Below are 24,572 nucleotides of genomic sequence, written 5' to 3'. Positions count from 1 at the left end.
TCTAATATGCCGAATGCTCGTTAGCATTGATATGCGCTTCGCCCACCTTGCCGCGCAAGATACGATAAATCCACGCGGTGTAGACGATGATGATGGGCAAAAAGATAACTACCACCCAGAACATCACACCCAGGCTTTTATGGCTGGCAACCACATCCCATGCGGTCAAACTGCTGGATGGATGCAGCGATGATGGCATGACAAACGGGAACATAGATGCACCCGCTGTCAAAATCACCATAGCGACGGTAATGCCACTGCATAAAAATGCCGTAACGTCCCTATTCTTGTATGCAAATATCGGGCTAAATACGCTGGCCAGCAGACCTATTGCTGGCAAACACCAGAGCAAGGGCATACGTGAATAGTTATCCAGCCAGGCACCAGTAGCACGCTCTACGGTTTTCATGGTCGGCATGAAAGATGAATTCACATCTGGCATGCTAACGATGCGATAGCCTTCAATCCCGTAAGCTATCCAGATACCTTCGATAAGAAAACTCAGGAAAGTCACAATGGCTGCGGCCAGCAACATGACTTTTGCCCTGTCCCTGACTATACCGTCAGCCTTGCAGCGCAAGAAAGCTGCGCCGTGCATGACCAGCATGGCCACACTTAATACTCCGGCCAGCAAACCAAAAGGGTTCAGCAAGCCAAGAATGCCACCTATATATTCCAGGCGCATGGTGTCATCATAATGAAAAGGCACGCCTAATAACAGATTGCCGAAAGCTACCCCAAAGATCAGCGGTGGCACAAAACCGCCTACAAACAAGGCCCAGTCCCAGGCTGATCGCCAGCGTGGGTCTTGCACCTTGCTACGATAATCAAAACCCACAGGGCGAAAGAACAGAGAAAACAGCAGCAACATCAGCGCTACATAAAACCCCGAAAACGCTGCTGCATACGCCAGTGGCCAGGCAGCAAACAGCGCACCGCCCGCAGCAATGAACCAGGTTTGATTACCTTCCCAGGTGGGACCTATGGAATTGATGACGATACGCCTTTCGATATCTTTCCTGGCAACGAATGGCAGCAACATACCCACGCCAAAATCAAACCCGTCCATCAGGGCAAAGCCGATAATCAGGACGCCGACAAAAGCCCACCAGATGATCTTTAATGTTTCGTAGTCAAACATGATGATTCCTTATGCCTTTGCGGGTTCATTGGGTAGAGCTGTATTAGCCAGATCAATCTCAAAATGGTACTTGCCAGTATGCAAGGCGCTAGGCCCCAGTCTGGCGTACTTGAACATCAAATACAATTCCAGCACCAGCAGTAGCGTATAAAAGCCCATGAACCCCGTAAGGCTGAAATACAGATCATTCACCTGCAAAGTCGATGCAGACAAGTGCGTGGGCAAAATGCCAGAGATAGTCCAGGGCTGGCGACCATACTCAGCAACTATCCAGCCTGTCTCGATGGCCACCCAGGGCAAGGGTATGCTATACAGCGCCAGTTTCAATAACCATCTTTGCTTAGCCAGCCGACGACGTATTAAAAAATAAAAGGATGAGGAGAAAATAAACAGAAACAGGATACCCAGCCCCACCATTAGCCTGAAGCCCAGGAACATGGGCGCAACCTTGGGAATGGAATCGTGACTGGCTTTATCAATTTGTTCTGGCGTTGCATCCACCACATTTGCCGTATATTTTTTCAGCAACAAGCCATAACCCAGGTCTTTTTTTAAACGCTCAAAATCTGCCCGCGCTTCCAGGGATTTATCGCCACTTTTCAAGCGTGTCAGTGCGGCATAAGCAGCCATGCCATTGATAATGCGCGCCTTATGCTCCTGTTTTAAATCCTTGATGCCTGTCACTTGCGTGTCCAGAGAACGGGTCGCAATCAAACCCATCAAATAGGGTATCTTGATGGCATAGTCGATACGTTCCTCTTGATCGTTCGGCAAGCCAATAACAGTAAAAGGTGCAGGTGCGGGCACAGTTTCCCACTCGGCCTCTATGGTTGCCAGCTTGACTTTATTGACTTCACCAGCGGTATAACCAGACTCATCACCCAGTACGATTACTGATAAGGTTGATGCCAGGCCAAAGGCTGAGGCTACCGCAAATGAACGGATTGCAAATGCCGTATCCCTTGCCTTGAGCAAATAATAGGAGGACACACCCAGCACAAACATCGATGCAGCGACATAACCGGCAGCTACGGTATGCACAAACTTGACTTGAGCAACAGGGTTAAAGAAGACGTCTTTCAAACTGACGAGCTCCATACGCATGGTCTCGAAATTGAAATCTGCACCAACGGGATTATTCATCCAGCCATTGGCTATCAATATCCACAGGGCTGAGAGGTTGGAACCGAGAGCAACCAAAAAAGTTACTCCCAGATGGGCTGGTTTGGATAAACGGTTCCAGCCAAAGAACATCAGACCAACAAAGCTGGATTCGAGAAAGAAGGCCATCATGCCCTCAATTGCCAGCGGCGTACCAAAGATATCACCAACATAATGTGAGTAATACGACCAGTTGGTACCAAACTGAAATTCCAGGGTAATGCCTGTCGTGACTCCCATGGCAAAGTTAATCGCAAACAGCTTGCCCCAGAACTTGGTCATGTCCCTGTATATTTCGCGGCCAGTCATGACATAGACAGCTTCCATGATGAACAATATCCAGGACAAGCCCAGCGTCAAGGGGACAAACAGAAAGTGATACATCGCTGTCGCAGCAAACTGCAGGCGCGACAGGTTGACAACTTCTTCAATGGGAGCCATTTTTTTCTCTCAATTCGGGTTGATTTTCTAACTTGTTATTGTTTTGCATAGCCGTCCCTGGCAGCTCTTTAGAATTATTCGAATCCGTTTTACTCAAGAGTTGCTGTTCGACTTTTTCTGTGGGCAAACGCATGTGTTTTGTTTGCGGTTTGGAAAAGAAGGCATTCCAAAGCAATGTCAGTATGACGACCTTCACCAGCAAGACCAGCGTGATTTCTGCCCACAAAGGCAAACGCCAGGCAGCCCTGGGTTTATCGGTCGCCAGCATTATTCGTTCCGCTTCACTGCGACCTCTTCTGTCGCATGTTCGGTCTCTGCCTGGCTACCACCGCCAAAGCGGAACTTATCGCGGATATCGAGTATGGTTTTGACCTTGGACCCCATTTTCATCAACGATGCCAGGGTTTCTGGCGACAGGCGCTGCACATCGTCAAACCAGGAGGTGGATAGCTCAATAAGTTGATACATTTCCCGCATACGTTCTTGCGCCTGCTTGTCAGCCTCGCTGGCCGGGCTTTCAAGCAAGGCGTCGCGCAGCATGGACAAGGTCGGTTCTATTTCACGGCGGCGGCGCTCTTCCAGCAAGGCTTTGAAAATATCCCAGATATCTTTGGGTGGCTCAAAGTATTCACGTCTGTCACCTTGCTTATGTAAAAGCTTGACCAAACGCCAGGCTTGCAACTCTTTCAAACCCATACTGACGTTAGAGCGCGAAAAACTCAACGCCTCGGCAATATCATCCGCATTTAAAGCTCGACCTTGCACATATAGCAAGGCATAGATTTGGCCGACTGTGCGGTTGATACCCCAGCGGCTGCCCATTTCGCCAAAGTGCAAGATGAATTTTTGTGTTAGTGGACTTAGCGTTTCCATCTTCAATTTCTCCAATTTTCTGAATTTTCACTAATTACTGAAATTATAGAATATTCTGGAATTTATTGCCAAGCACCATAAAAAGGGTAGCATTCAGATAATATATTGCAAGACTTATTATTGAACAGGAAATAAAAAAACCGCCGCAGCGGTTTTTCAGAGTGAAGGGGGATATTAAGCTTGATGGATTAAACACCAATTTTTTCAAGCATGGTGCCCAGTTCACGCAAAGCCGGTTCCAGCTTCGGATGTTGCGCAGCGAATTTCGCTGACAAGGCCTGCGATCGCTCACTCAAGGCAGCGAATACAGGGTCATCATGATTCTGCGTCGTTGCGAGGACGTGGTGAATATCCTCGTTCAATTTCTCCAGCAAGGACTTCAACTCATCATCAACAACTTCAGTGCTCGCTAGTTCTTGATGCAACAGGCCCAGCAAATGCTTTAATTGCTCTTGTTTCATATCATATCTCCTTGATGGAACATTTTTTGTTTAGTTGCAGCTTAGTTGGAGTTTAGTTGTTAATTCTCGGAAAAACCAGTACCACGGCCTCGGCTGCAATGCCCTCTTCCCTACCCAGATAACCAAGACGTTCATTGGTTTTTGCCTTGATATTGACCTGATTGATATCGACCTGCATATCTTCTGCAATATTTGCCACCATACCTGCAATATGCGGCGCCATCTTGGGGGCCTGGGCAATAATGGTGGCATCCAGATTACCCACTTCATAACCGGCAGCATGAATACGTTTGACAGCCTCACGCAATAAAACACGCGAATCTGCACCAGCAAAACGGGTATCGGTATCCGGGAAATGCCTACCTATATCACCCAAGGCCACGGAACCGAACAGCGCATCGGTAATCGCATGCAATAACACGTCCGCATCTGAATGACCAAGCAAGCCAGTAGTATGCGGGACAGTCACTCCACCAATAATCAATTTGCGACTGGGTACCAGTGCGTGACAGTCATAACCCTGACCTATCCTGAACGGTAACATCTTATGTTGCATCAAGCTTCCTTTATTCTTGCAGGCTATTCAAATACTGGGCAATCAATGCCATATCGCTGGGCAAAGTCAGCTTCATGTTTCGTACATGCCCCTCAATCAGTATGGGGGCATGGCCAGCAGCTTCAATAGCACCGGCTTCATCAGTGACCTGATCTGCCGCATCCAGAGCGTCGCACAATAGCTGATAGCGGAACATTTGCGGGGTTTGTGCCAGCCACAAGCCATCACGAGGTATGGTTTGTACTTTGCCGTTCTCCACTCGTTTGACGGTATCTACTATCGGCAAGGCCAGCAGGCCACCGACTTTATCGTCAGCAACACTATCAATTAAATGTTGCAGCAGGTCAGATGTCAAACCTGGCCTGGCGGCATCGTGTACGAGTACCCAATCATTTCTTGTTAGTTCGCTGGCTATTTTGCTCAAGCCATTTTTGACCGTATCACGACGGCTAATACCACCGCAACGCAAGACACTCAGGTTTTTCGCTTTTGCAAGGCATTCATCAACATAAGCATCATCTCGGCTGACCACGACATAGGTATGCTGTATGTTTGAAAACCCAAGAAATGCATCGACAGTGTGCTGCAGGACTGATTTACTACCTATACGCATATATTGCTTAGGTGTTGTTGAGCCCATACGCGAGCCCACGCCCGCAGCGGGAATCAGCGCAATATAGCGAGGCGTATTTGCCACCTTTTCAACTTCAAAATGATGTTCTTGCAATTGTTTTTCCATGAATGCCACAAGCTCTTGAAGCTGCCCCGATAAGAAAGAGCCCCTTCGTTTATAATTAGGCGCTCATTTTAACCGCGTATCTTGTTCCGTAAGCAGCTTTTACGGCATTCCACATGTATAGCCGCAATGTCATTTGATTTCAGCAAATCCTTAGCAAAACCCGGCCATAAACTGGCACTCCCCAATTTGCATGGTTCTTCCGATGCTTATGCCTTGGCACAAGCCGCGACGACGCTCAAGGCAGACAAGCGCATGCTGACCATTTTTGTCGCCAACCCGGGAGATGCCCAGCGCCTGCTGGATGAAATCCCCTGGTTTAATGCGGAATTACGCTGCCATTTGCTGCCAGACTGGGAAACCCTGCCTTACGACGCCTTTTCACCACATCAAGACCTGGTGTCTGAGCGCCTGGCCAGCCTACATGAAATCCAGAATGGCAATTGCGATGTCTTGCTGGCACCGGCAACGACGGCCTTGCTGCGCATGGCACCACCCTCTTTTCTGGCAGCCTACACCTTCTTTTTCAAAAAAGGTGACCGTCTTGATGAGGCAAAGCTAAAAACTCAGCTGACGCTGGCAGGTTATAGCCATGTCAACCAGGTCATGTCGCCGGGTGAATATTCTGTACGTGGTGGTTTGATCGACTTGTTCCCCATGGGTTCGACCTTGCCTTACCGTCTGGACCTGTTTGGCGACACCATAGAAACCATACGCACCTTTGACGCCGATACACAGCGTTCGCTCTACCCTGTGCCTGAAGTGCGCCTGCTGCCCGGGCGTGAATTCCCTATGGATGAACCCGCGCGCGCAGCCTTCCGCAGTCGCTGGCGCGAGACCTTTGAAGGTGATCCGTCACGATCCAGCATCTACAAGGATATAGGCAATGGCATCCCCTCAGCCGGTATAGAATATTATTTGCCGCTGTTCTTTGAACAAACCGCCACCCTGTTTGATTACCTGCCTGAAGCGCCGCATTTTGCCTTGATAGGTGATATCGACGATGCGATTAGACGTTTCTGGAACGATACCCGCTCACGTTACCAGTTTTTAAAGTCCGACCGCGAACGCCCGGTGCTGGCACCGGAAACTGTATTTTTACGCGACGAAGACTTCTTTGCCGCCATGAAGCCATTGGCGCGCTGGACTATCGCAGAAGCGGACAAGGCTGCTGGCGCCTCTGAAGTATCCAGCTTTTTACCAGATATCGCCGTCAATCGCCGCGCGGATGATCCGCTGACGAACTTGCGTTCTTTCTTGCTGCAAACAGATAAACGCGTAATGATTTGCGCCGAGACGCTGGGCCGGCGAGAAACCTTGCAGCAATATTTCACTGAATACGATATCCGCCTGAGCCTGTGTGAAGGTTATACCGACTTTGCCACAGCAGATGCCAAGCTCATGCTGGGCGTTGCACCCCTGCACGCTGGCTTTGTGCTGGCCGATGGCCTGGCCTTCGTTACCGAGGCCGAGCTTTATGCCGGCAGTGGCAAGCGCATAGGCCGTAAAAAACAGGAAGCAGTCACCCAGGTCGAGCACATGGTGCGCGACCTGTCAGAATTGAAAATCGGTGATCCTGTCGTCCATAGCAACCATGGCATAGGGCGCTACATGGGCCTGATCAGCATGGATCTTGGCGAAGGCGAAACCGAATTCCTGCATCTGGAATACGCCAAAGATACCAAACTGTATGTGCCGGTATCGCAATTGCACGTCATTTCTCGCTATTCTGGTGCTTCGCCTGATGATGCACCTTTGCATAGCCTGGGTTCAGGCCAATGGGAAAAAGCCAAGAAAAAAGCGGCGCAGCAAATCCGTGACACCGCTGCCGAGCTGTTAAACCTGTACGCTCGCCGCGCTGCGCGCCAGGGCCATGCGTTTGAATATTCTGCGCGTGATTATGAAGCCTTTGCCGATAGTTTTGGCTTTGATGAAACCCCAGACCAGGCAGCCGCCATCACCGCTGTCATTGGCGACATGACCTCAGGCAAGCCTATGGACAGGCTGATTTGCGGCGACGTTGGCTTTGGCAAGACAGAAGTAGCCTTGCGCGCTGCCTTTGTTGCCGTCATGGGTGGCAAGCAAGTCGCCATCCTTGCGCCGACCACCCTGCTGGCCGAACAACATGCCCAGACCTTTGCAGACCGATTTGCCGCCTGGCCAGTGAAAATTGCTGAATTATCACGATTCCGTTCTGGAAAGGAAATTAGCATTGCCATGAAGGGCATGGGCGACGGCACTGTCGATATCGTCATCGGCACGCATAAACTGCTGTCTGGCGATGTCAAGTTCTCCCGCCTTGGCCTGGTGATTATTGACGAAGAACATCGCTTTGGTGTACGTCAGAAAGAAGCTTTAAAAGCACTGCGTGCCGAAGTCGATGTACTGACGCTCACAGCAACACCAATTCCACGCACCCTGGGAATGGCATTAGAGGGTTTACGTGACTTCTCCGTCATTGCTACCGCGCCGCAAAAGCGCCTGGCGATCAAGACTTTTGTACGCGGCGAAGATGATTCCGTCATCCGCGAAGCCTGCTTGCGTGAACTAAAACGTGGCGGCCAGGTGTATTTCCTGCACAATGAAGTCGAAACCATAGAAAACCGCAAGGCCATGCTGGAAGCCCTGCTGCCAGAGGCACGCGTGGTCGTGGCACATGGTCAGATGCATGAACGTGACCTGGAAAAAGTCATGCGTGACTTTGTGGCCCAGCGCCATAATATTTTACTGTGCACTACGATCATCGAAACCGGTATCGACGTCCCCACCGCCAATACCATCATCATGCACAGAGCCGACAAATTTGGCTTGGCGCAGTTACATCAATTGCGCGGTCGTGTCGGTCGCTCGCATCACCAGGCGTATGCCTATTTATTGGTGCATGACGTGCAGAGTCTGACCAAGCAGGCCAATCGCCGTCTGGAAGCCATCCAGCAGATGGAAGAATTGGGTAGCGGCTTTTATCTGGCCATGCATGATCTTGAAATCCGCGGTGCTGGCGAAGTACTGGGTGACAATCAGTCTGGCGAAATGCATGAGATAGGCTTCCAGATGTATTCCGACATGCTGAGTGAAGCAGTACGCTCGCTGAAGAATGGCAAAGAACCCGATCTGGCTGCACCGCTATCAACCACGACAGAAATCAACCTGCACATCCCTGCCCTGCTGCCGAATGAATTCTGTGGTGACGTGCATGAACGCCTGTCCATCTACAAGCGCCTGGCCAATTGCAGCAGCGCAAACGCTATTGATGACATGCAGGAAGAAATGATAGACCGCTTTGGCAAACTGCCGGAACCCGTGAAATCACTGCTGGAAACGCATAGACTGCGCGTCGCAGCCAAGCCGCTCGGCATCATCAAAATCGATGCGCATAGCGAAGCCGCGACCCTGCAATTTGAACCCAAACCGCCAATAGATGGCATGCGCATCATAGAACTGGTGCAAAAAAACAAGCACATCAAACTCAATGGCCAGGACAAGTTGCGCATCACAGCCGCCATGCCCGACCTTGCCAGCCGCGTGGCCCAGATCAAGGCGACCATCAAGGCGCTGCACTAAATAATCGAATAAAATAAGTGAATAAAATAAGTGAATAAAAAGAGACCACCATGCATTTGACCATACAAGGCCTGAACAACACGCTCAGCAATAACATCGCACTCGTTCAGGACATCGCCAGCCAGACCAGGGCGAAACTGGTGCAATTGAATGCCCAGGCAGTGCGTCTCGATGATGCAGAATGTGATGAACAGACCTTGAGCGCAATACGCGAGTGCTGCTTCGCTGCCCAACTGGATGTCACGGCTCTGGACAGGCAACGTAGTCTGGCAGATTTCAAGCTGGTCGCCATGGACATGGATTCAACCCTGATCACCATAGAATGCATCGATGAAATCGCCGACATGCAGGGCCTGAAACCGCAAGTGGCAGAAATTACCGAAGCCGCCATGCGCGGCGAACTGGAATTCCAGGAAAGCCTGATCCGTCGTGTCGCCTTGCTTGAAGGGCTGGATGCAGGCGCCCTGCAACGCGTGTATGAAGAACGTTTGCAATTGTCTCTGGGGGCAGACCAGATGCTGAAGACCATACAGCAAGCTGGTCTCAAGACTTTGCTGGTATCCGGCGGCTTTACTTTCTTCACCGACCGCATGAAGTCCCGCCTTAATCTGGATTACACCCACTCCAATGTACTTGAAATCCAGGATGGCAGACTGACTGGCAAAGTCATAGGCACTATCGTCGATGCTGATGAAAAACAAAGAACCGTGGAACGCGTTTGTGCCGAGATGGGTATTCCTGCCAGCCGGGCTATTGTCATGGGTGACGGCGCAAATGATTTAAAGATGATGAAAATTTCTGGCCTGTCAGTCGCATTCAGGGCCAAGCCTGTGGTGCGTGCGCAGGCAGATGTGGCTTTGAATTTTGTCGGGCTGGATGGGGTATTGAATTTACTTTAATTAAAGTAAATTGTTCAGTAGCTTGCGCAGTGATTGTTAAAGAAACGTAAGCCACTCATTCAATTGAGCTTGTCTGAGAATATCAACTCCAAGTAATTCGGTGAATAGGCAGGATTACGATTTTTGTTATCAAATATAGAGGAATTAATGGTTCGCCCCCAAGGTCAGGGTGCTATTAGCTTATTCACTAAGCGACAGTGACCAGAAGGCAGCAATGACTTTGCTCTGCTTCTCTTAAGGCATCAAGTAGCGAATTAACTGTCCTAACATCATCATCTTCCCCTTTTAAAATATCTTCGAAAGAAGAAAGCTCAGCTTTTAACTCGACAATTTCATGGGGATAGAGCCAAGATAAGCAAAACGTTCCACGACGTGAAGTGAAAGAATAATCTGGGTATTCAGCTAATGATCGCCCTTTAAATAAAAGCATCTGATAGTAATCGGATGCGCGATTAGAGCAAGCAGGTAAAGCATCTGAAAGCACGCCCGGATAGCGATAGTATTTTATAGACGAGCTAATATAATCATTTTGTTCATTATGGAACAGATCCCAATATTCAAAAGTAATCACATCGATGAGTTCTGCTTCTTCGATATTCGAAGTAATGAGCGCATCCGCTCCTCTTTCAATAATGTCCAATACTTTCTCTTTAAATAATTTAGGGAAATCGTCTGACCACTCTTCCATAATTGGAAAAATTTCTTCTGAAAATTTCTTGATGTTTGCAAGAAAGCACTCTCTGAATCCATCGGCTCCTATCAACTGGTATTGAACGCGTATTCCCATAACTCGTTTCCACTTATATAAAATTCATCTCCAGATAATATAACGGTATCAATGGGATGAACAAATGCGATTCAAATAATAGTACGAACGTTCTATTATTTGAGTTAGAATAGTTTCAGCTCATCCAGCACATCCATCTGTGCCAGGAGTAAGATCATACAAAAACTGAAACAATGGGGAGACACCGATGTTTGAAGAGTTCATGGGCACCATGCCAGTGGCAGAGCGTCAAAAATTTGATGTAGCGGCACTGGCAGACTATATGCGTCAGCATGTGGAAGGTTTCGACGCTACGCTGGCAGAAAAGCTGGTGGTGGAGCAATTCAAGGGTGGGCAATCCAATCCTACTTTCAAACTCAGTGCGGGCGACCAGCGTTATGTCATGCGTGCCAAACCTGGCCCAGTTGCAAAACTGCTGCCTTCTGCCCATGCCATAGAACGTGAATTCAAGGTCATGAATGCCTTGAACAAGGCAGGCTTTCCTGCTGCACGCCAATATGCACTATGCACCGATGAAGATGTTATAGGCCGCGCCTTCTACGTCATGGAATTTGTCGATGGCCGTGTACTGTGGGATCAATCACTGCCTGGTATGACGCCTGCTCAGCGCGGCGAAATCTACGATGAAATGAACCGCGTCATCGCGCAATTACATACCATTGATTATGCCGCCATTGGTCTGGCGGACTATGGCAAGCCTGGCAATTATTTTGCCCGCCAGATAGACCGCTGGACCAAGCAATATCGCGCTTCCGAGACTGAAAAGATAGAAGCGATGGACAATCTTATTGAGTGGCTGCCACACAATATACCGCCTGGCGACGACACCAGTATCGTGCATGGGGACTATCGCCTCGACAATATGATGTTCCACCCGACCGAGCCACGCATCATGGCGATACTGGATTGGGAACTGTCTACACTGGGCCATCCACTGGCTGACTTCTCTTACCACTGCATGAGCTGGCATGTCACGCCAGGCCAGTTCCGTGGCATTGCTGGTCTTGATCACAAGGCGTTAGGCATCCCCAGTGAGCAGGAATACATTGCCAAATATTGCGAACGTACAGGCAAAACCATACGTCAGGAAGATTTCAATTTTTATCTGGCTTATAACCTGTTCCGGATGGCTGGGATTTTGCAAGGCATCATGAAACGCTATGTCGATGGCACGGCATCCAGCGCGCAGGCAAAGAAATCTGGTGAAGCGGCACGCCCCATGGCTGAGCTGGGGTGGAGTTACGCTAAAAAATAATCATCCATTCAGACAGCACATTCTCTCAGTTCCAAAGCAGCAAATAAACGACAATATCATTGGAGACAATATGGAATTCGAATACTCAGATCGCTGTAAAGACTTGCAAGGCAGGCTCTTGCGCTTCATGGATGAGCATATCTATCCCAATGAAAAAGCCTATAAGGAAGAAATCGACCGCAATGGACTGGAAAAAGGTAATCGCTGGATCGCGACCCAGATCATTGAAGATTTAAAACCAAAAGCCCGTGCCCAAGGTTTATGGAATTTATTCTTGCCAAAATCGGTACGTGCGCCAGAAGGCTTGTCGAACCTGGATTACGCTCCCTTGTGCGAAATCATGGGTCGTGTAAGCTGGGCACCGGAAGTATTCAACTGCTCAGCACCTGACACCGGCAATATGGAAACCATAGAACGCTATGGCAGCGAAGAGCATAAGAAGCAATGGCTGGAGCCACTGTTGCGCGGCGAAATCCGCTCTGCCTTTGCCATGACAGAACCTGGGGTTGCCTCATCTGATGCCACCAATATAGAAACCCGCATAGACCGCGATGGTGATGACTACGTCATTAATGGCCACAAATGGTGGATATCCGGTGCCGGGGATCCGCGTTGCGCTGTGTATATATTGATGGGTAAGACTGATTTCAATGCAGCCCGCCACTCACAGCAGTCTATGATACTGGTGGATGCCAAAACCCCTGGCATTACGGTAGTCCGCCCTCTTCCCGTGTTTGGTTACGACGATGCACCTCATGGTCATTGCGAAATCCTGTTTGAGAACGTGCGCGTGCCTGCATCGAATATTCTTTTAGGTGAAGGCCGTGGTTTTGAAATTGCCCAAGGCCGTCTTGGCCCTGGCCGCATCCATCACTGCATGCGGGCTATAGGTGTCGCGGAGCGTGCGCTGGAATTGATGTGCAAGCGGCTGAACAGCCGCACTGCTTTTGGCAAAAAAATTTCTGAACAAAGCATCTGGCGTGAACGCATTGCAGAATCGCGAATACAAATCGACACGGCACGTCTGCTGACCCTGAAGGCCGCGTACATGATGGATACGGTAGGCAACAAGCATGCGCAGGCAGAAATAGCCATGATCAAAGTCCTGGCACCAAATGTCACCCAGCAAGTGCTGGACTGGGCGATACAGGCTCACGGCGCTGGTGGCGTTTCTGGCGACTTCCCGCTGGCGGCGCAATGGGCTGGCAATCGTACTTTGCGCCTGGCAGATGGCCCGGATGAAGTACACAGAAACGCGATTGCAAAACTGGAACTGGCCAAGCATATCAGCCTGACTGAAGATCTGGGCTTGCCGATTACCCGTTCTTAAGCAAGCAAGACCAGATTGACTTTGTGCGCAATTCGATAACAACATGAATTGCGCACGAGACTATCATCTGATTTTATTTGATACGATAAATCACATTAACAGATTTTTTGTACATCAATGCACCAGGCAGTGACAAATCGCTCATGGTAGGTTTGTCGCCCGCATTGACACTTGACCCGGCATTATTTTGCACGAGCCTGGCTCCATCCAACCCTAGCTCACTGTCTATCCGGCTCAAAGCCTGCTCTGAAACTGCCGTTGGCCCCAGCAGTTTTACAGCGAAGCCAGCAGCTAATTCTCTGGCCCTGTCCCTGACATTTTCTGCCGCTTTGGATGTCAGTTGATGTTCAATTTCCGTATAGTCTGTCCGCCCAAACCGCACTGAGAAATTACCTAGATAAGGCCTGGAAAGCAGGTATTGCGTCATGGCATTCCATTGCACCAGATTTTTGACGTAGATATGAAAAGTTCTGATCAGGCGATGACGTTGCAGGCGCTGGTCGCTTGTCTGCATCTCGTTCGCGCGACTAATTTCCTGGTGTCATGCGCTTCAATATCCGCGGCGATAATCTGATAAGCTGACAAAAATTCCAGCACTTCACTGGATTGTGCATTTAACAGTGTCAGCGTTTCATCTGCACTTGCCTCGAAAGATGTCAGCTCAAAATCCATTTCGGCGATGTTGGCCGGTAAAGTAATCGTGGCACTTCCATTGACGTGGATGAAGGGATAGGCAGGTAATGTGCCAGCTTCTGCACTTATGGAAATCAATGCGAAAAGAAAAAACCTGAAATGGCGAAACATCATATTATCTTTGCTATTTTTAATTGAACGCTGGTGACAGACGCACCGCTACCAGCAGAGCATGGCACTTACTTCAATTTCCAGACATACTGTAATTTCACCCACAACATGGCATTTTCACCATTCACCTGACCTGGAATCGCCTTGACAGCGCAATTTTCAAGGGCAGTAGTAACCGCATTGTCCAGATCAGGAAATCCAGTCGAACGATCTACTTTAGCCTTTAAAATCCGTCCGTCTGAAGCAACCAATACCGATGTTTGGACAACACCACTTTCTTCGCGCCTGATTGACCCCCTGGGATATTCTGGCTTGCAGTTTTTAAAATCGATGATTGGTTTTTTATCTCCATCTCTTTCAATTGCCAACTTTGCTGCATCCATGGCTTGCTGACTAATATCGACTACTGCGACTGCTGTTACAGGTACATTCGCATTGGCGTAAACTGCCAGGCAACTGGTAGCAATTCCCAATATGGCAACCGCGGCCCTCCAGTTGACTGTGCTTACTTCGGGTTTGACAAGACGTTTGATACGAGACATAAGATTTCCTCCATGTGCCGCCTGGGCTAGTTGAGGAGTTGCGAATTGGAAACTGGCCAATTCAGAAAGTGCAAGAGCAAGACGCCGCGGTTCGCCTGTGACTCTTGCGGCAAGATCATCCGCAATTTCCTCTCTGTTATTGCGAATTTGCTTTGATATCCACCAGACTGCCGGGTGGTAAAACAAAATCATTTCTATGACAGATTGAATCAAATTCAGTAAATAATTATGTCGTTTGATATGAGCCATTTCATGGGCCAGCAGCATTTCCAGCAAATCAACTGGCATGCCGCTCAACATTGCCGCAGGCAACATAATCATAGGGCGAACTACACCTGCCGTGACAAGGCCATCCAAATCTTCGACTACCCTGAATATCACTCGTCTGCGGATATGAAATTGCTGGCTCATCTGATCGATACGCGCCTGCCAGAATGGGTCAGGTTTGCTGCGTTTGGGGTGGGTATAAGCAGCTATCCAAAGCAAGCCCATGCACATGCGTATAGCCAGAACTGCGACGCATATCATCCATGCGACTACAATATCGTTCATATGCACGTCCAGCCAAGTCATGAAATCAAGCCAGATTGATGTGGTATCAAGCCCAAGTTGAATCGGTATTTCACTCGATGCCGAAGCCTCTTTACTCGCATATTTCTCACTCATCCTGAACAAAAACTCTTTGGCTGGAAGACAGATACAAGTAATCAGGGCAATATACGCAGTGGCATAACGCGTTCTGACATGAGCGGACGCTATAAAATTCAATAACACAGCCAATAGCAGCGCGATCAACAGGCCTTGCCAGACAAAATGCAATAATGCCCAACCAAGCGCATTCACAGCTTGTTGAAAAAATGGGCTCATTTTTTGTCCTCATTCAGTAATTTTTGAATTTCTTCCCGTTCTTCTTTACTGACATGGCCACGCAAAGCCGCCATAACCAGATCCTTGGCTGATCCTGAAAAAGCCTTATGGATCAAATCTTTCAGCAGATTGGTTTGCAAGGAATCTTGTGCCTGCGCTGCGGCATACACATGGGAACGCTGGGTCTCGTCCCTGCTGAGCAGACCTTTGGTATGCATGACCTGCATGAGCCGCAATACGGTTGCATATGACAGTTCTGGCCTGTCTTGTACCGCAGCCTGATGTACATCCTTGACAGTTGATGGTCCTAATTGCCACATCAAGCGCAACAAATCCAACTCTGCTGTCGTCGGTTTACGTGAAATTATGTTGCCCATATCTTGTTCTCGTCGATAATTAATTAAGATGTAGATTATATGGTCTAGATAACTTTGTCTAGATTATTTTGTCTACTTCTTGGCGTAATTAAATAAGTGCTAAAAAGATACAAGCGGAAGGGTTGAATGGAAAGCTAGCAGTAAGAATAAGCTAGTGCACTTGATGCTGATAACTGGCGTAAGCAGTCGCCGCTAGTATGATGAAAGCACCAGCAAATTCACGCATACCAGGCATTTCTTGTAAAAACAGGAATGCCAGCAACATGCCGTACACCGGCTCCAACGAAGTCACGATGCTAGCGAAACTGGTGGATAAATGACGCAGGCTGAACATGAACAAACCATGAGATAAGGCTGTCAACACCACACCCAGCAAAATCAGTCCGGACCAGACTTGTGCACTATTGCCTGCCAGGTCACCTGTCACTAATATCAAAGGGAAAAGCAAGATAGCTGCCACACCATTTTGCAAAAACGCCAGTTTACATGGAGGAATATGCCCACCTTGCCAGCGATTCACCATTGCCAACAAGGCGAAACTGAAGCCGGATAATATACCCAGGCCTAAAGCATAAACAGCCCCATCACCCCATGATGTGGCGCTGACCATCACCACCATACCGATGACTACAAATATGGCGGCCCAGGCGTCATGTGTCCGCCTCGGCTCTTTAAAAAACCAGGGTTCCAGCAATGCGACAAACAGAGGGAAACTGGCAAAGCCCATCAAGCCAAAAGCAACCGGTGCAAAATTGAGTGAGGCAAAAAAAGTCAGCCAGTGCATAGCCAATAGAAAACCGCAAAGGACGTCACTCTTTGAAACATCTCGAACATGCAATTGCCGCTGATATGCCAACACTGGTATCAGGCAAAGAGCGGCAAACAAGGTACGTCCAAATACCAGCATTAAAGAACTGACGGCCAGTGACTTGCCAAGCACGCCTGCAGCACCGAATAAAAACACGGCAATATGCAGGGCAAATAAAGCAGGCAGTGCAGTTTTTCTCATATCATCTATTTGCTTGACGTGCGCCAACTATAAAGCCGAAGTATAAGCCGTTCATGCAATATGTCAGATACAGGTGCAGCACTTTTATTTTGGATTAAAGCGCAAATGCATGAATCTATGCATAATGGATACTTGCTGTTTTCATCAACCCATTAAAGAGGGAAGCAATGATAGACGTTTATTCCTGGCCGACACCAAACGGACACAAAGTACACATCATGCTGGAAGAATGCGGCTTGCCTTACCGCGCCATTCCAGTTGATATTGGCGCTGGCGATCAATTCAAAGCCGATTTCCTGGCAATTTCACCGAACAACAAGATTCCTGCCATCGTTGATGCAAATGGCCCTGATGGTAACCCTATCGCCTTGTTTGAATCGGGCGCAATCCTGATTTACCTGGCTGGTAAAACGGGTTTATTCCTTGGAAAAACCGACAGGGAAAAATACAATGCGCTGCAATGGCTGATGTTCCAGATGGGGAGTGTTGGCCCCATGCTGGGCCAGGCGCATCATTTCCGCATCTATGCGCCTGAAAAGATAGCCTATGCCGTTGACCGCTATACCAACGAAACAAAGCGCATCTACGGTGTCATCGATAAACAGCTGGAGAAAACCACTTATCTGGCGGGAGAGGAATATGGCATCGCCGATATAGCAACTTTCCCATGGACACGTTCATTCGCCAATCAGGGTGTAGACTGGGCAGAATTCCCGAATGCCAAGCGCTGGTTTGATGCCATCAGCCAACGCCCTGCAGTACAACGCGGCGTGCAAGTATTAGCTGACTTGCGCAAACCGCTGGAAAATAATGACAAGGCAAGAGAAGTTTTGTTTGGAAAAACACAGTACGCAAAGAAATAAACTCATTCACCGGGGGCGAGGCAAATTGCCGTTACAATGGGCTTAACCCCCTCTACTCTATTTCAGTATGCGTCGCCCTATAAAAAAAAATCGTCTTAAACTCGCCGCTGAAAGCCAGCGCGTCGCCAATCTTGCGCTTGCAGTTGCACAATCTGCGAGCCGTTTAGAAGACCTGGACTGGCAGGCCAAACTGGATGCACTGGTAACCAAAAGCCTCAAACAACACCATCAGGATATGCTGGAGGCAGCCACCGAACATTTGTTCCAAACTCACCCCAATGGCTATGAGGTCCTGACTGAAACGCTGGAATCTGTGAGCACCTGCGCGCAGTTTGAGCATGATGGGCAATCTTATACCAGCTTGCTGATCGCCGCCCCCATATTGGCATGGACGCGCTTTGAAATTGCTTCGGGCAGCATCCCGACAGAAACGCTGAGCATATTGCACACGCAATTAAATGCGCATTTGCTAGCAGATGAAGCGCAATTATGCTTGCTACCAGGTTTGTACTCCATAGATCAATTGCCGCGCAGCCATGTAGAAACCTATGCTTTGCTGGAGCGGCATAGTCTGGCCATGCTAAAACATCTGCCTGCACCGGTAGAAGCTGAACGTGCTCATACCATTCCATTTTTGGCAGATATACGGTATGTGCTTGGTGTGCTGCTTGTCAAAAAAGGGGCTCCACTCTTCCAGTGGCAAACTATTGACGCACCCTATGATTGCGCACAAGCCAAGAGTGATGCTTTGCTAGGGTGGCAGCAACAAACCGACGCAACCATCAAGCGCCTATTACCCGGATGTGGCATAGAAATTTTACTGCCCGAAGCTTATTACACCGCCTGTCGTGAAGCAGATATCAGGATACGTCCAGCGACGATACGCTCTGCCATGTTTTATCTCACGCAAACTCTAGGTAAAGAGGCAGATCAGTTCACTGTCATCATTGCATCTTTTGGAGAGCAGGAAAATCCCGGGCAAGTTGATGAATACCGCATCAGTTTTTGCCTGCGTGATGCGCCTGAAGTGATCTATGGCGTAGTCTGGCCTCTGTATCAGGCAGAAGATCAGATCATTGCTGTCAATCAGGACGAGAATGAACAACTTGCCGGAGAAATTCCAGGCATCTTGCAAGAATGCGGTGTCACTGACATCCTGCAACTGGAAGAAATTTTTGCCATGGAATTCTGTGATGATTGCGGCACACCCTTGTTTGCAGACCGGGAAAATGATCTGGTACATACAGAAATGCCGGATGACGCACCAACTCCAGGTGCAACACACTTTCACTGAGCATTGACATTTGTATAGCCTGATGTGATGGATGGAAGCCATAGACAGACACACAAATGCAAGCGAGCAAGCCATCTCTCGTATGAGCCCTGAATTTCATTTCAGAGATGGCTTGGCTGCTGACGCATTGATCATCAGTCAGTTGATCGCTTCGTTCGCCTGGGATTTTTGCGTCAATCCGGATGGCAGCGGCGCCGATTTAATTTTTCAGTCAGTATCAGAATCTGCCGAACTTTCTTATCTCTCAGATACACGCTATCGTTTCATACTTGCGTGGCATGAAGAATCGCTGGCTGGCTTCATCGCCATGCGCGACCTGAGCCATCTGTTTCACCTCTTCGTCCATCCCTCATATCAGGGGCAAAAATTGGCAAGCAAGCTATGGCAGTGTGCCCGCCATCGTGCTTCCGCACAAGGGCATACAGGTAATTCACTGTCAATTCCTCCTTGAATACCATTCCTGTTGATGAGCGCTTTGGCTTCATGGCTAAAGGTGAGATACTAGAAATGCATGGGATTGCTTTTTTGCCCATGCAAATGCCATAAGCTCATCGTTAGCAAGTTTTTACTGCTCAAATGCGAGCTGCCAATTTTGCTTGGCACATTTGTGAAAATCCGTTGTACAATTAGTTTTGAACGGTCGTGCTTTTTTCTGCTTTTTTTCTTTAATCGCTTGCTGCGGCCATTATAAACAGGAGACAACATGGATTTAAACTATACGACAGGAGACCTTGCCTTCCGGGATCTGGTACGCACCTACCTGGAAGCCAATCTTCCACAAGACCTGCAGCAAAAAGTATTGAATCATAAACGCCTGTCCCGAGAAGACTTTGTTCGCTGGCACAAGATATTGGCCAAACAGGGCTGGGTAGCTACAGGCTGGCCAGCAGAATACGGCGGCACAGGCTGGACAGCCACCCAACGCCATATCTTTGAAGAAGAATGCGCCCGCGCTGGCACGCCAGCCATCCTGCCATTTGGTGTGAATATGGTGGCCCCTGTCATCATGGCCTTTGGCAACCAGGCACAAAAAGACTACTACCTGCCACGCATACTCAGTTGCGAAGACTGGTGGTGCCAGGGTTACTCAGAACCAGGCTCAGGCTCTGATTTGGCATCCCTGAAAACCCGCGCCGAGCGCGAAGGCGATCACTACATCGTCAATGGCCAAAAAACCTGGACCACCCTGGCCCAGCATGCCGACATGATTTTTTGCCTGGTGCGCACAGACACTGGCGTACGCAAGCAGGAAGGCATCTCCTTCTTGCTGATCGATATGAAAACACCTGGTATTACCGTGCGCCCGATCATCATGCTTGACGAAGAGCATGAAGTGAATGAGGTGTTCTTCGACAATGTCAAAGTTCCGGTAGAGAACCTGATAGGCGAAGAAAACAAGGGCTGGACTTATGCTAAATACCTGCTCGGCCATGAACGCACGAATATCGCTGCCGTGGGCCGTGCCAAACGGGAACTGCAATTCCTCAAACGCATCGCCGCCAAACATCAAAAGAACGGCTTACCGCTGATTGATGATGCGGTGTATGCCTGCAAGGTCGCCAGCCTGGAAGTGGAATTAATGGCGCTGGAAATTACTGTACTACGTGTCATTTCTCAGGACAGTGGCCGTCCTGGCCCGGAAGCATCCCTGCTGAAGATCAAGGGTACGGAAATCCAGCAAAGGCTGACTGAGTTGATGGTAGAAGCAATTGGCCCTTACGGCCTGCCATTTGACCCAGCCTTCCTCGACGGCGAGACTGAACATAGCATAGTCGGCGACGATGATGCTGCGCCTTTGGCACCATATTACTTCAATTTCCGCAAGACTTCCATTTATGGCGGTTCCAACGAAATTCAAAAAAATATCATCACCCAGATGATTCTGGGTCTGTGAGGAGAGCAAAATGGATTTCAACTTAACACAAGAACAAACACAGTTTGCTGATGCCTTGCGCCGCTGGGTAGAAAAAGACTATGGCTTTGAACAGCGCAAACAGATTATAGAATCGGCTGAAGGTGTATCTGCAAAGGCGTGGGGTGGTTTGGCAGAACTGGGCGCGCTTGCCTTGCCTGTACCTGAAGAGCAAGGTGGCTTCAATGGTTCTGCCATCGACATGCTGGTCATCATGCAGGAACTGGGGCGCGGCATTGTTATCGAGCCCTACTTTGCCACTGTCATGGGTGCAGAGTTCTTGAAAAAATCCGGCAAGCATGCGGATGTACTGGAACACATCGCTGCTGGTGAAGTCAAACTGGCGAATGCACTGGGCGAGAGACAATCACGTCACGACCTGTTTGACGTTGCCACCACCGCTGGCAAAAATGGCGATGGTTTTGTCCTCAATGGCAGCAAGACAGTGGTGCTGCACGGCGCCCAGGCAGACAAACTGATCGTCTCTGCACGCAGCAGTGGAGCGCAACGCGATACGAATGGCATCAGCCTGTTTATGGTTGATGCTAATGCAGAAGGTATTAGCCGTCGCGATTACCGCACTATCGATGGTTATCGAGCTGCTGATATTACATTCAGCAACGTACAAGTAAGCCAGGATGCACTGTTAAATGCAGTGGATGGCGGCTGGGAATTGCTGGATGCGGTGGCCGATTACGGCGTTACCCTGTTGTGCGCAGAATCCATAGGCATCATGGAAGCGATTACCGCAGCCACCCTCGATTATCTGAAAACCCGTCAGCAATTTGGCGTGCCTATCGGCAAATTCCAGGTCTTGCAACATCGTATGGCAGAAATGTTCATGGAGATGGAACAGGCACGTTCGATGGCAACACTGGCTGCAGTCAAGATAGCCTCTGATGATGTGGAAGAACGCCGCCGCACGGTATCCGCCGCCAAGGCCAGAATAGGGCAGGCCGCCAAATACATAGGCCAGCAAGCAGTGCAATTGCATGGCGGCATGGGCGTCACCAATGAACTGCCGGTTGCCCATATGTTCAAACGCTTGACCACAATAGAGCTGACACTGGGTGACACTGATCATCACCTGGCCAGATTTGTCGCACAACCCGGCTTTAAAAACGCAGCCTGATTGCTGTAGAAAAATCCCGACTGTGTTCGGGATTTTTTTTGCCTTTTAAAACAGTCAGCAAATAACGAGGACACACTATGAGCATCAAAGCAGATCGCTGGTATTTTGAAGACTTTGTTCCCGGCACAGTTATAGAACTGGGGCAGCGCGTAGTCACGGAAGAGGAAATCATTACATTTGCCAGGCAATTTGACCCGCAATCATTTCACGTCGATAAAGAGGCAGCGAGTCATTCCATCTTTGGCGGCGTCATCGCCAGCGGCTGGCATACCTGCGGCATGATCATGCGTATGGTGGTCGATGGCTTCCTGGCCAATTCAAGTAGCATGGGCTCGCCTGGCGTGGATGAGATACGCTGGATACTGCCAGTGCGCCCTGGCGACACGCTGACGGTCACAGCCGAGACCACGGGCAGCAAACTCTCTACCTCAAAACCAGACCGCGGGGTCATCAACACTTTATGGAAAGCGCATAACCAGGAAGGAAAACTGGTCTGCACGATCACTGGCATGGGCATGTTTGGCCGCCGCCCCGACTGATTAAAACAAAAAAACAAGGAGACATGATGAGAGAATTTAATAGCCTTGCTGAATTAAAAGACTTGATAGGCCAGGAAGTTGCGCAATCAGAATGGGTAGAAATCAGCCAGGAAAGAGTGAATACCTTTGCTGATGCCACTGGCGACCATCAGTGGATACATATTGATGTAGAAAGAGCCAAACGTGAATCCCCTTTTGGAGGCCCGATTGCGCATGGCTTTTTGACTTTATCCTTGCTCCCCATGCTGGTTGCCAATGCCATCAAGCTTACTTACGTCAAAATGGGCGTGAACTATGGACTCAATAAAGTTCGCTTCCCCTCCCCTGTGCCTGTTGGTAGCCAGTTACGCGCCCGCTTGAAACTGCTGGAAATCGAAGACATCAAGGATGGTGCCCAATTCACATGGGAAGTCACGATAGAATGTGAAGGCCAGGATAAACCAGTCTGCGTGGCAGAATCGATTTCACGCTGCTATTAATATGCAACGGCACACTTATCTGAGAACGAATCCATGCCAAGTCCAGACACATTGAAACGCTTCATCGCCAAGGTAGAAGAAAACCAGCACGCAGCAGCGTGCGAAGAATTCTATACTGAAAACTCCAGTATGCAGGAAAATCAGGGCAAGCCTAGGATAGGCCGCGCGGCGCATGTGGATGCTGAACATGCGGTCATGTCTCGCGCCAGATCAGTCACTTCTACCTGCGTACATCCGGTATTGGTGAATGGCGATCATGTCGTCATCCGTTGGATTTTCAGATTCGAGTGGTTGGACGACAGTGTTACGCAAATGGAAGAACTTGCCTATCAGCGCTGGGAAGGTGAATGCATAGCGGAAGAAACCTTTTTCTATGATCCTGCGCAGCGAATACCACAAAGACCCAGCGTCTGAAATGCATTAAGGCCAGAGTGCATACTCTGGCCTTAATGCCTCATGTGAACGAGATCAATAAAATTTGACGGCGTAAATCGGTGGCAAATTAGCTGATATCTGGTACCAGTCATCGCCCTCGTTCTCACTTGCCCATAAATTGCCCGTAGTCGACGCCATCAGCAGATTTTTGCCATTTTCTGACACAGCTAGACCGTGGCGATATACCAGGTCATAGCAATCTTGTTGTGGGAGTCCGCTTCTCAAAGAATCAAAGGTCTTGCCACCATCCCGTGTACGGGTGACACTCATGGCACCATGCAAGGGCACGCGCTTTTGATCTGCTACGGCAGGCACAAACCATGCAACATCGGGGTTACGCGGATGTGCAGCTACCGCAAAGCCAAAGTCTGGAATACCTTCAGGCAAATGCAATTGTTGCCAGCTTGCCGCATCATCTTCACTGCGCCAGATGCCGTTATGATGCTGGCACCATAAAACATGGCTGGCGAATTTGCTACGAGCGATCAGGTGTGGGTCCTGGATATTTTGCTTGTCTGCCATGTCGGGCGGCATATAGGCGGCATGCATACCAGATGCACATAATCCCCAGTTCTTACCACCATCTTCAGTTTTCCAGGCACCGCCACAGGAGATACCCAGCAAGATATGCAGAGGATTGCGCGGGTTGACACAGATCGAATGTATGCCAGGTGTGTCATAACCACCGCCCATCCACTCTTTGCGCTCTTCCCTATCCCATAGACTGCGCACCAACTCCCAGCTATTGCCACGATCAGTTGAACGAAACAAGCCACCTGGCAAGGTACCGGCCCATAGCACACCCGGCTCTTCACTGCCACCCGCTTCCAAAGACCAGATGGCCTTCAACTTCCATTCGACATCGTCGTCTGTCTTTGCGTGTTCAGGATAGGCTGGCACGGCGATCTCTGTCCAGTCGTCACGACCTTCATCGCGTCTGTGCAGCTTTACCCCAAAGTGTCCGAGGTTCAATGCCGCATACAGAGCGCCATCGCGTTTGTCATGCAGGCACATGCTAAGAGGTTCACCCAGAAAACTGATCTGATCCAGCTTCCATTTGCCATCCATATGGATCAATTCAAACAAACCCTTGCGGGTTGCTACCATTGCTTTCATCA

27 protein-coding genes are annotated in these 24,572 nt (G+C 49.3%); 13 read left to right on the top strand and 14 right to left on the bottom strand.

The window, feature by feature from the left end:
• Nucleotide 1: 1 nt before the first annotated feature.
• The 7 genes from cydB to ispD form a co-directional block, all read right to left on the bottom strand.
• Nucleotides 2-1,141 carry a cytochrome d ubiquinol oxidase subunit II gene (gene cydB / locus ACO0LG_RS09495; RefSeq protein WP_423025666.1) on the bottom strand — a complete coding sequence of 380 codons (1,140 nt, stop codon included), beginning with the start codon at nt 1,139-1,141 and terminating at the stop codon, nt 2-4.
• Nucleotides 1,142-1,150: 9 nt separating this feature from the next.
• Entirely contained in the window at nt 1,151-2,743 is a 1,593-nt protein-coding gene (locus ACO0LG_RS09490) for a cytochrome ubiquinol oxidase subunit I (RefSeq protein WP_423025664.1), read from the bottom strand.
• Nucleotides 2,730-3,011: a cytochrome oxidase putative small subunit CydP gene (gene cydP / locus ACO0LG_RS09485; protein WP_423025662.1), complete on the bottom strand. Its 282-nt coding sequence runs from the start codon at nt 3,009-3,011 to the stop codon at nt 2,730-2,732. The genes ACO0LG_RS09490 and cydP overlap by 14 nt, the downstream gene beginning before the upstream one ends.
• Complete coding sequence (locus ACO0LG_RS09480) at nt 3,011-3,616, bottom strand: GbsR/MarR family transcriptional regulator (protein WP_423025660.1); 606 nt, start codon at nt 3,614-3,616, stop codon at nt 3,011-3,013. Before ACO0LG_RS09480 ends, cydP begins: the two co-directional genes overlap by 1 nt.
• Before the next feature lie 188 nt (nt 3,617-3,804).
• A complete protein-coding gene (locus tag ACO0LG_RS09475) occupies nt 3,805-4,077 on the bottom strand; it encodes a DUF4404 family protein (RefSeq protein ID WP_423025658.1) in 273 nt (90 codons plus the stop codon).
• Nucleotides 4,078-4,129: 52 nt separating this feature from the next.
• Entirely contained in the window at nt 4,130-4,633 is a 504-nt protein-coding gene (gene ispF / locus ACO0LG_RS09470; RefSeq protein ID WP_423025656.1) for a 2-C-methyl-D-erythritol 2,4-cyclodiphosphate synthase, read from the bottom strand.
• A gap of 10 nt (nt 4,634-4,643) precedes the next feature.
• Nucleotides 4,644-5,372, bottom strand: a complete 729-nt coding sequence (gene ispD, locus ACO0LG_RS09465) for a 2-C-methyl-D-erythritol 4-phosphate cytidylyltransferase (RefSeq protein WP_423025654.1) — start codon at nt 5,370-5,372, stop codon at nt 4,644-4,646.
• 126 nt (nt 5,373-5,498) lie between these two features.
• Between ispD and mfd the strand changes: the two genes are divergently transcribed.
• A complete protein-coding gene (gene mfd, locus ACO0LG_RS09460) occupies nt 5,499-8,930 on the top strand; it encodes a transcription-repair coupling factor (protein WP_423025652.1) in 3,432 nt (1,143 codons plus the stop codon).
• A 50-nt stretch (nt 8,931-8,980) separates the two neighbouring features.
• Entirely contained in the window at nt 8,981-9,829 is an 849-nt protein-coding gene (serB, locus tag ACO0LG_RS09455; RefSeq protein WP_423025650.1) for a phosphoserine phosphatase SerB, read from the top strand.
• 187 nt (nt 9,830-10,016) lie between these two features.
• Here the strand turns inward: serB and ACO0LG_RS09450 are convergent, their stop codons facing one another.
• A complete protein-coding gene (locus ACO0LG_RS09450; RefSeq protein ID WP_423025648.1) occupies nt 10,017-10,616 on the bottom strand; it encodes a hypothetical protein in 600 nt (199 codons plus the stop codon).
• A 187-nt stretch (nt 10,617-10,803) separates the two neighbouring features.
• Here ACO0LG_RS09450 and ACO0LG_RS09445 point away from each other — a divergent pair, with 187 nt between their 5' ends.
• Both ACO0LG_RS09445 and ACO0LG_RS09440 read left to right on the top strand, forming a co-directional pair.
• On the top strand, nt 10,804-11,871 hold the full coding sequence (locus ACO0LG_RS09445) for a phosphotransferase family protein (protein WP_423025646.1): 1,068 nt from the start codon (nt 10,804-10,806) through the stop codon (nt 11,869-11,871).
• A 70-nt stretch (nt 11,872-11,941) separates the two neighbouring features.
• Nucleotides 11,942-13,201, top strand: coding sequence for an acyl-CoA dehydrogenase family protein (locus ACO0LG_RS09440; protein WP_305260073.1), 1,260 nt, complete (start codon nt 11,942-11,944; stop codon nt 13,199-13,201).
• 73 nt (nt 13,202-13,274) lie between these two features.
• Here the strand turns inward: ACO0LG_RS09440 and ACO0LG_RS09435 are convergent, their stop codons facing one another.
• The 5 genes from ACO0LG_RS09435 to ACO0LG_RS09415 all read right to left on the bottom strand — a co-directional run bounded on the left by ACO0LG_RS09435 (nt 13,275) and on the right by ACO0LG_RS09415 (nt 16,800).
• The gene (locus ACO0LG_RS09435) at nt 13,275-13,715 is read right to left on the bottom strand and encodes a hypothetical protein (RefSeq protein ID WP_423025643.1); all 441 of its coding nucleotides are present in this window, start codon (nt 13,713-13,715) and stop codon (nt 13,275-13,277) included.
• Entirely contained in the window at nt 13,676-13,972 is a 297-nt protein-coding gene (locus tag ACO0LG_RS09430) for an SIMPL domain-containing protein (RefSeq protein ID WP_423025641.1), read from the bottom strand. Before ACO0LG_RS09430 ends, ACO0LG_RS09435 begins: the two co-directional genes overlap by 40 nt.
• A gap of 101 nt (nt 13,973-14,073) precedes the next feature.
• The gene (locus ACO0LG_RS09425; protein ID WP_423025639.1) at nt 14,074-15,414 is read right to left on the bottom strand and encodes a M56 family metallopeptidase; all 1,341 of its coding nucleotides are present in this window, start codon (nt 15,412-15,414) and stop codon (nt 14,074-14,076) included.
• Nucleotides 15,411-15,791: a BlaI/MecI/CopY family transcriptional regulator gene (locus ACO0LG_RS09420; RefSeq protein ID WP_423025637.1), complete on the bottom strand. Its 381-nt coding sequence runs from the start codon at nt 15,789-15,791 to the stop codon at nt 15,411-15,413. The genes ACO0LG_RS09425 and ACO0LG_RS09420 overlap by 4 nt, the downstream gene beginning before the upstream one ends.
• A gap of 151 nt (nt 15,792-15,942) precedes the next feature.
• Nucleotides 15,943-16,800 carry a DMT family transporter gene (locus tag ACO0LG_RS09415; protein WP_423025635.1) on the bottom strand — a complete coding sequence of 286 codons (858 nt, stop codon included), beginning with the start codon at nt 16,798-16,800 and terminating at the stop codon, nt 15,943-15,945.
• A 167-nt stretch (nt 16,801-16,967) separates the two neighbouring features.
• On the opposite strand from ACO0LG_RS09415, the gene ACO0LG_RS09410 reads away from it, so the two are divergent.
• The 9 genes from ACO0LG_RS09410 (at nt 16,968) to ACO0LG_RS09370 (ending at nt 23,433) form a co-directional block, all read left to right on the top strand.
• Nucleotides 16,968-17,663, top strand: coding sequence for a glutathione binding-like protein (locus ACO0LG_RS09410; RefSeq protein ID WP_423025633.1), 696 nt, complete (start codon nt 16,968-16,970; stop codon nt 17,661-17,663).
• A gap of 67 nt (nt 17,664-17,730) precedes the next feature.
• Entirely contained in the window at nt 17,731-18,957 is a 1,227-nt protein-coding gene (locus ACO0LG_RS09405; RefSeq protein WP_423025631.1) for a DUF2863 family protein, read from the top strand.
• Between the two features lie 82 nt (nt 18,958-19,039).
• Nucleotides 19,040-19,408, top strand: a complete 369-nt coding sequence (locus tag ACO0LG_RS09400) for a GNAT family N-acetyltransferase (RefSeq protein ID WP_423025629.1) — start codon at nt 19,040-19,042, stop codon at nt 19,406-19,408.
• Nucleotides 19,405-19,503, top strand: coding sequence for a hypothetical protein (locus ACO0LG_RS09395; protein ID WP_423025627.1), 99 nt, complete (start codon nt 19,405-19,407; stop codon nt 19,501-19,503). The genes ACO0LG_RS09400 and ACO0LG_RS09395 overlap by 4 nt, the downstream gene beginning before the upstream one ends.
• Before the next feature lie 157 nt (nt 19,504-19,660).
• Nucleotides 19,661-20,851, top strand: coding sequence for an acyl-CoA dehydrogenase family protein (locus tag ACO0LG_RS09390; RefSeq protein ID WP_423025625.1), 1,191 nt, complete (start codon nt 19,661-19,663; stop codon nt 20,849-20,851).
• 10 nt (nt 20,852-20,861) lie between these two features.
• Nucleotides 20,862-22,001: an acyl-CoA dehydrogenase family protein gene (locus tag ACO0LG_RS09385; protein WP_423025623.1), complete on the top strand. Its 1,140-nt coding sequence runs from the start codon at nt 20,862-20,864 to the stop codon at nt 21,999-22,001.
• Nucleotides 22,002-22,078: 77 nt separating this feature from the next.
• Nucleotides 22,079-22,540, top strand: a complete 462-nt coding sequence (locus tag ACO0LG_RS09380; protein ID WP_423025621.1) for a MaoC family dehydratase — start codon at nt 22,079-22,081, stop codon at nt 22,538-22,540.
• Between the two features lie 26 nt (nt 22,541-22,566).
• A complete protein-coding gene (locus ACO0LG_RS09375; protein WP_423025619.1) occupies nt 22,567-23,019 on the top strand; it encodes a MaoC family dehydratase in 453 nt (150 codons plus the stop codon).
• 33 nt (nt 23,020-23,052) lie between these two features.
• Nucleotides 23,053-23,433: a nuclear transport factor 2 family protein gene (locus ACO0LG_RS09370; RefSeq protein WP_423025617.1), complete on the top strand. Its 381-nt coding sequence runs from the start codon at nt 23,053-23,055 to the stop codon at nt 23,431-23,433.
• 54 nt (nt 23,434-23,487) lie between these two features.
• On the opposite strand, the gene ACO0LG_RS09365 is transcribed toward ACO0LG_RS09370, so the two are convergent.
• Nucleotides 23,488-24,570 carry a WD40/YVTN/BNR-like repeat-containing protein gene (locus ACO0LG_RS09365; RefSeq protein WP_423025615.1) on the bottom strand — a complete coding sequence of 361 codons (1,083 nt, stop codon included), beginning with the start codon at nt 24,568-24,570 and terminating at the stop codon, nt 23,488-23,490.
• Nucleotides 24,571-24,572 lie beyond the last annotated feature (2 nt).

Source organism: Undibacterium sp. Ji42W, from assembly GCF_049340405.1.
Taxonomy (GTDB): Bacteria; Pseudomonadota; Gammaproteobacteria; order Burkholderiales; family Burkholderiaceae_D; genus Undibacterium.
The sequence above is the reverse complement of the archived record's forward strand: the minus strand, read 5'-3'. Positions and strand labels throughout refer to the sequence as shown.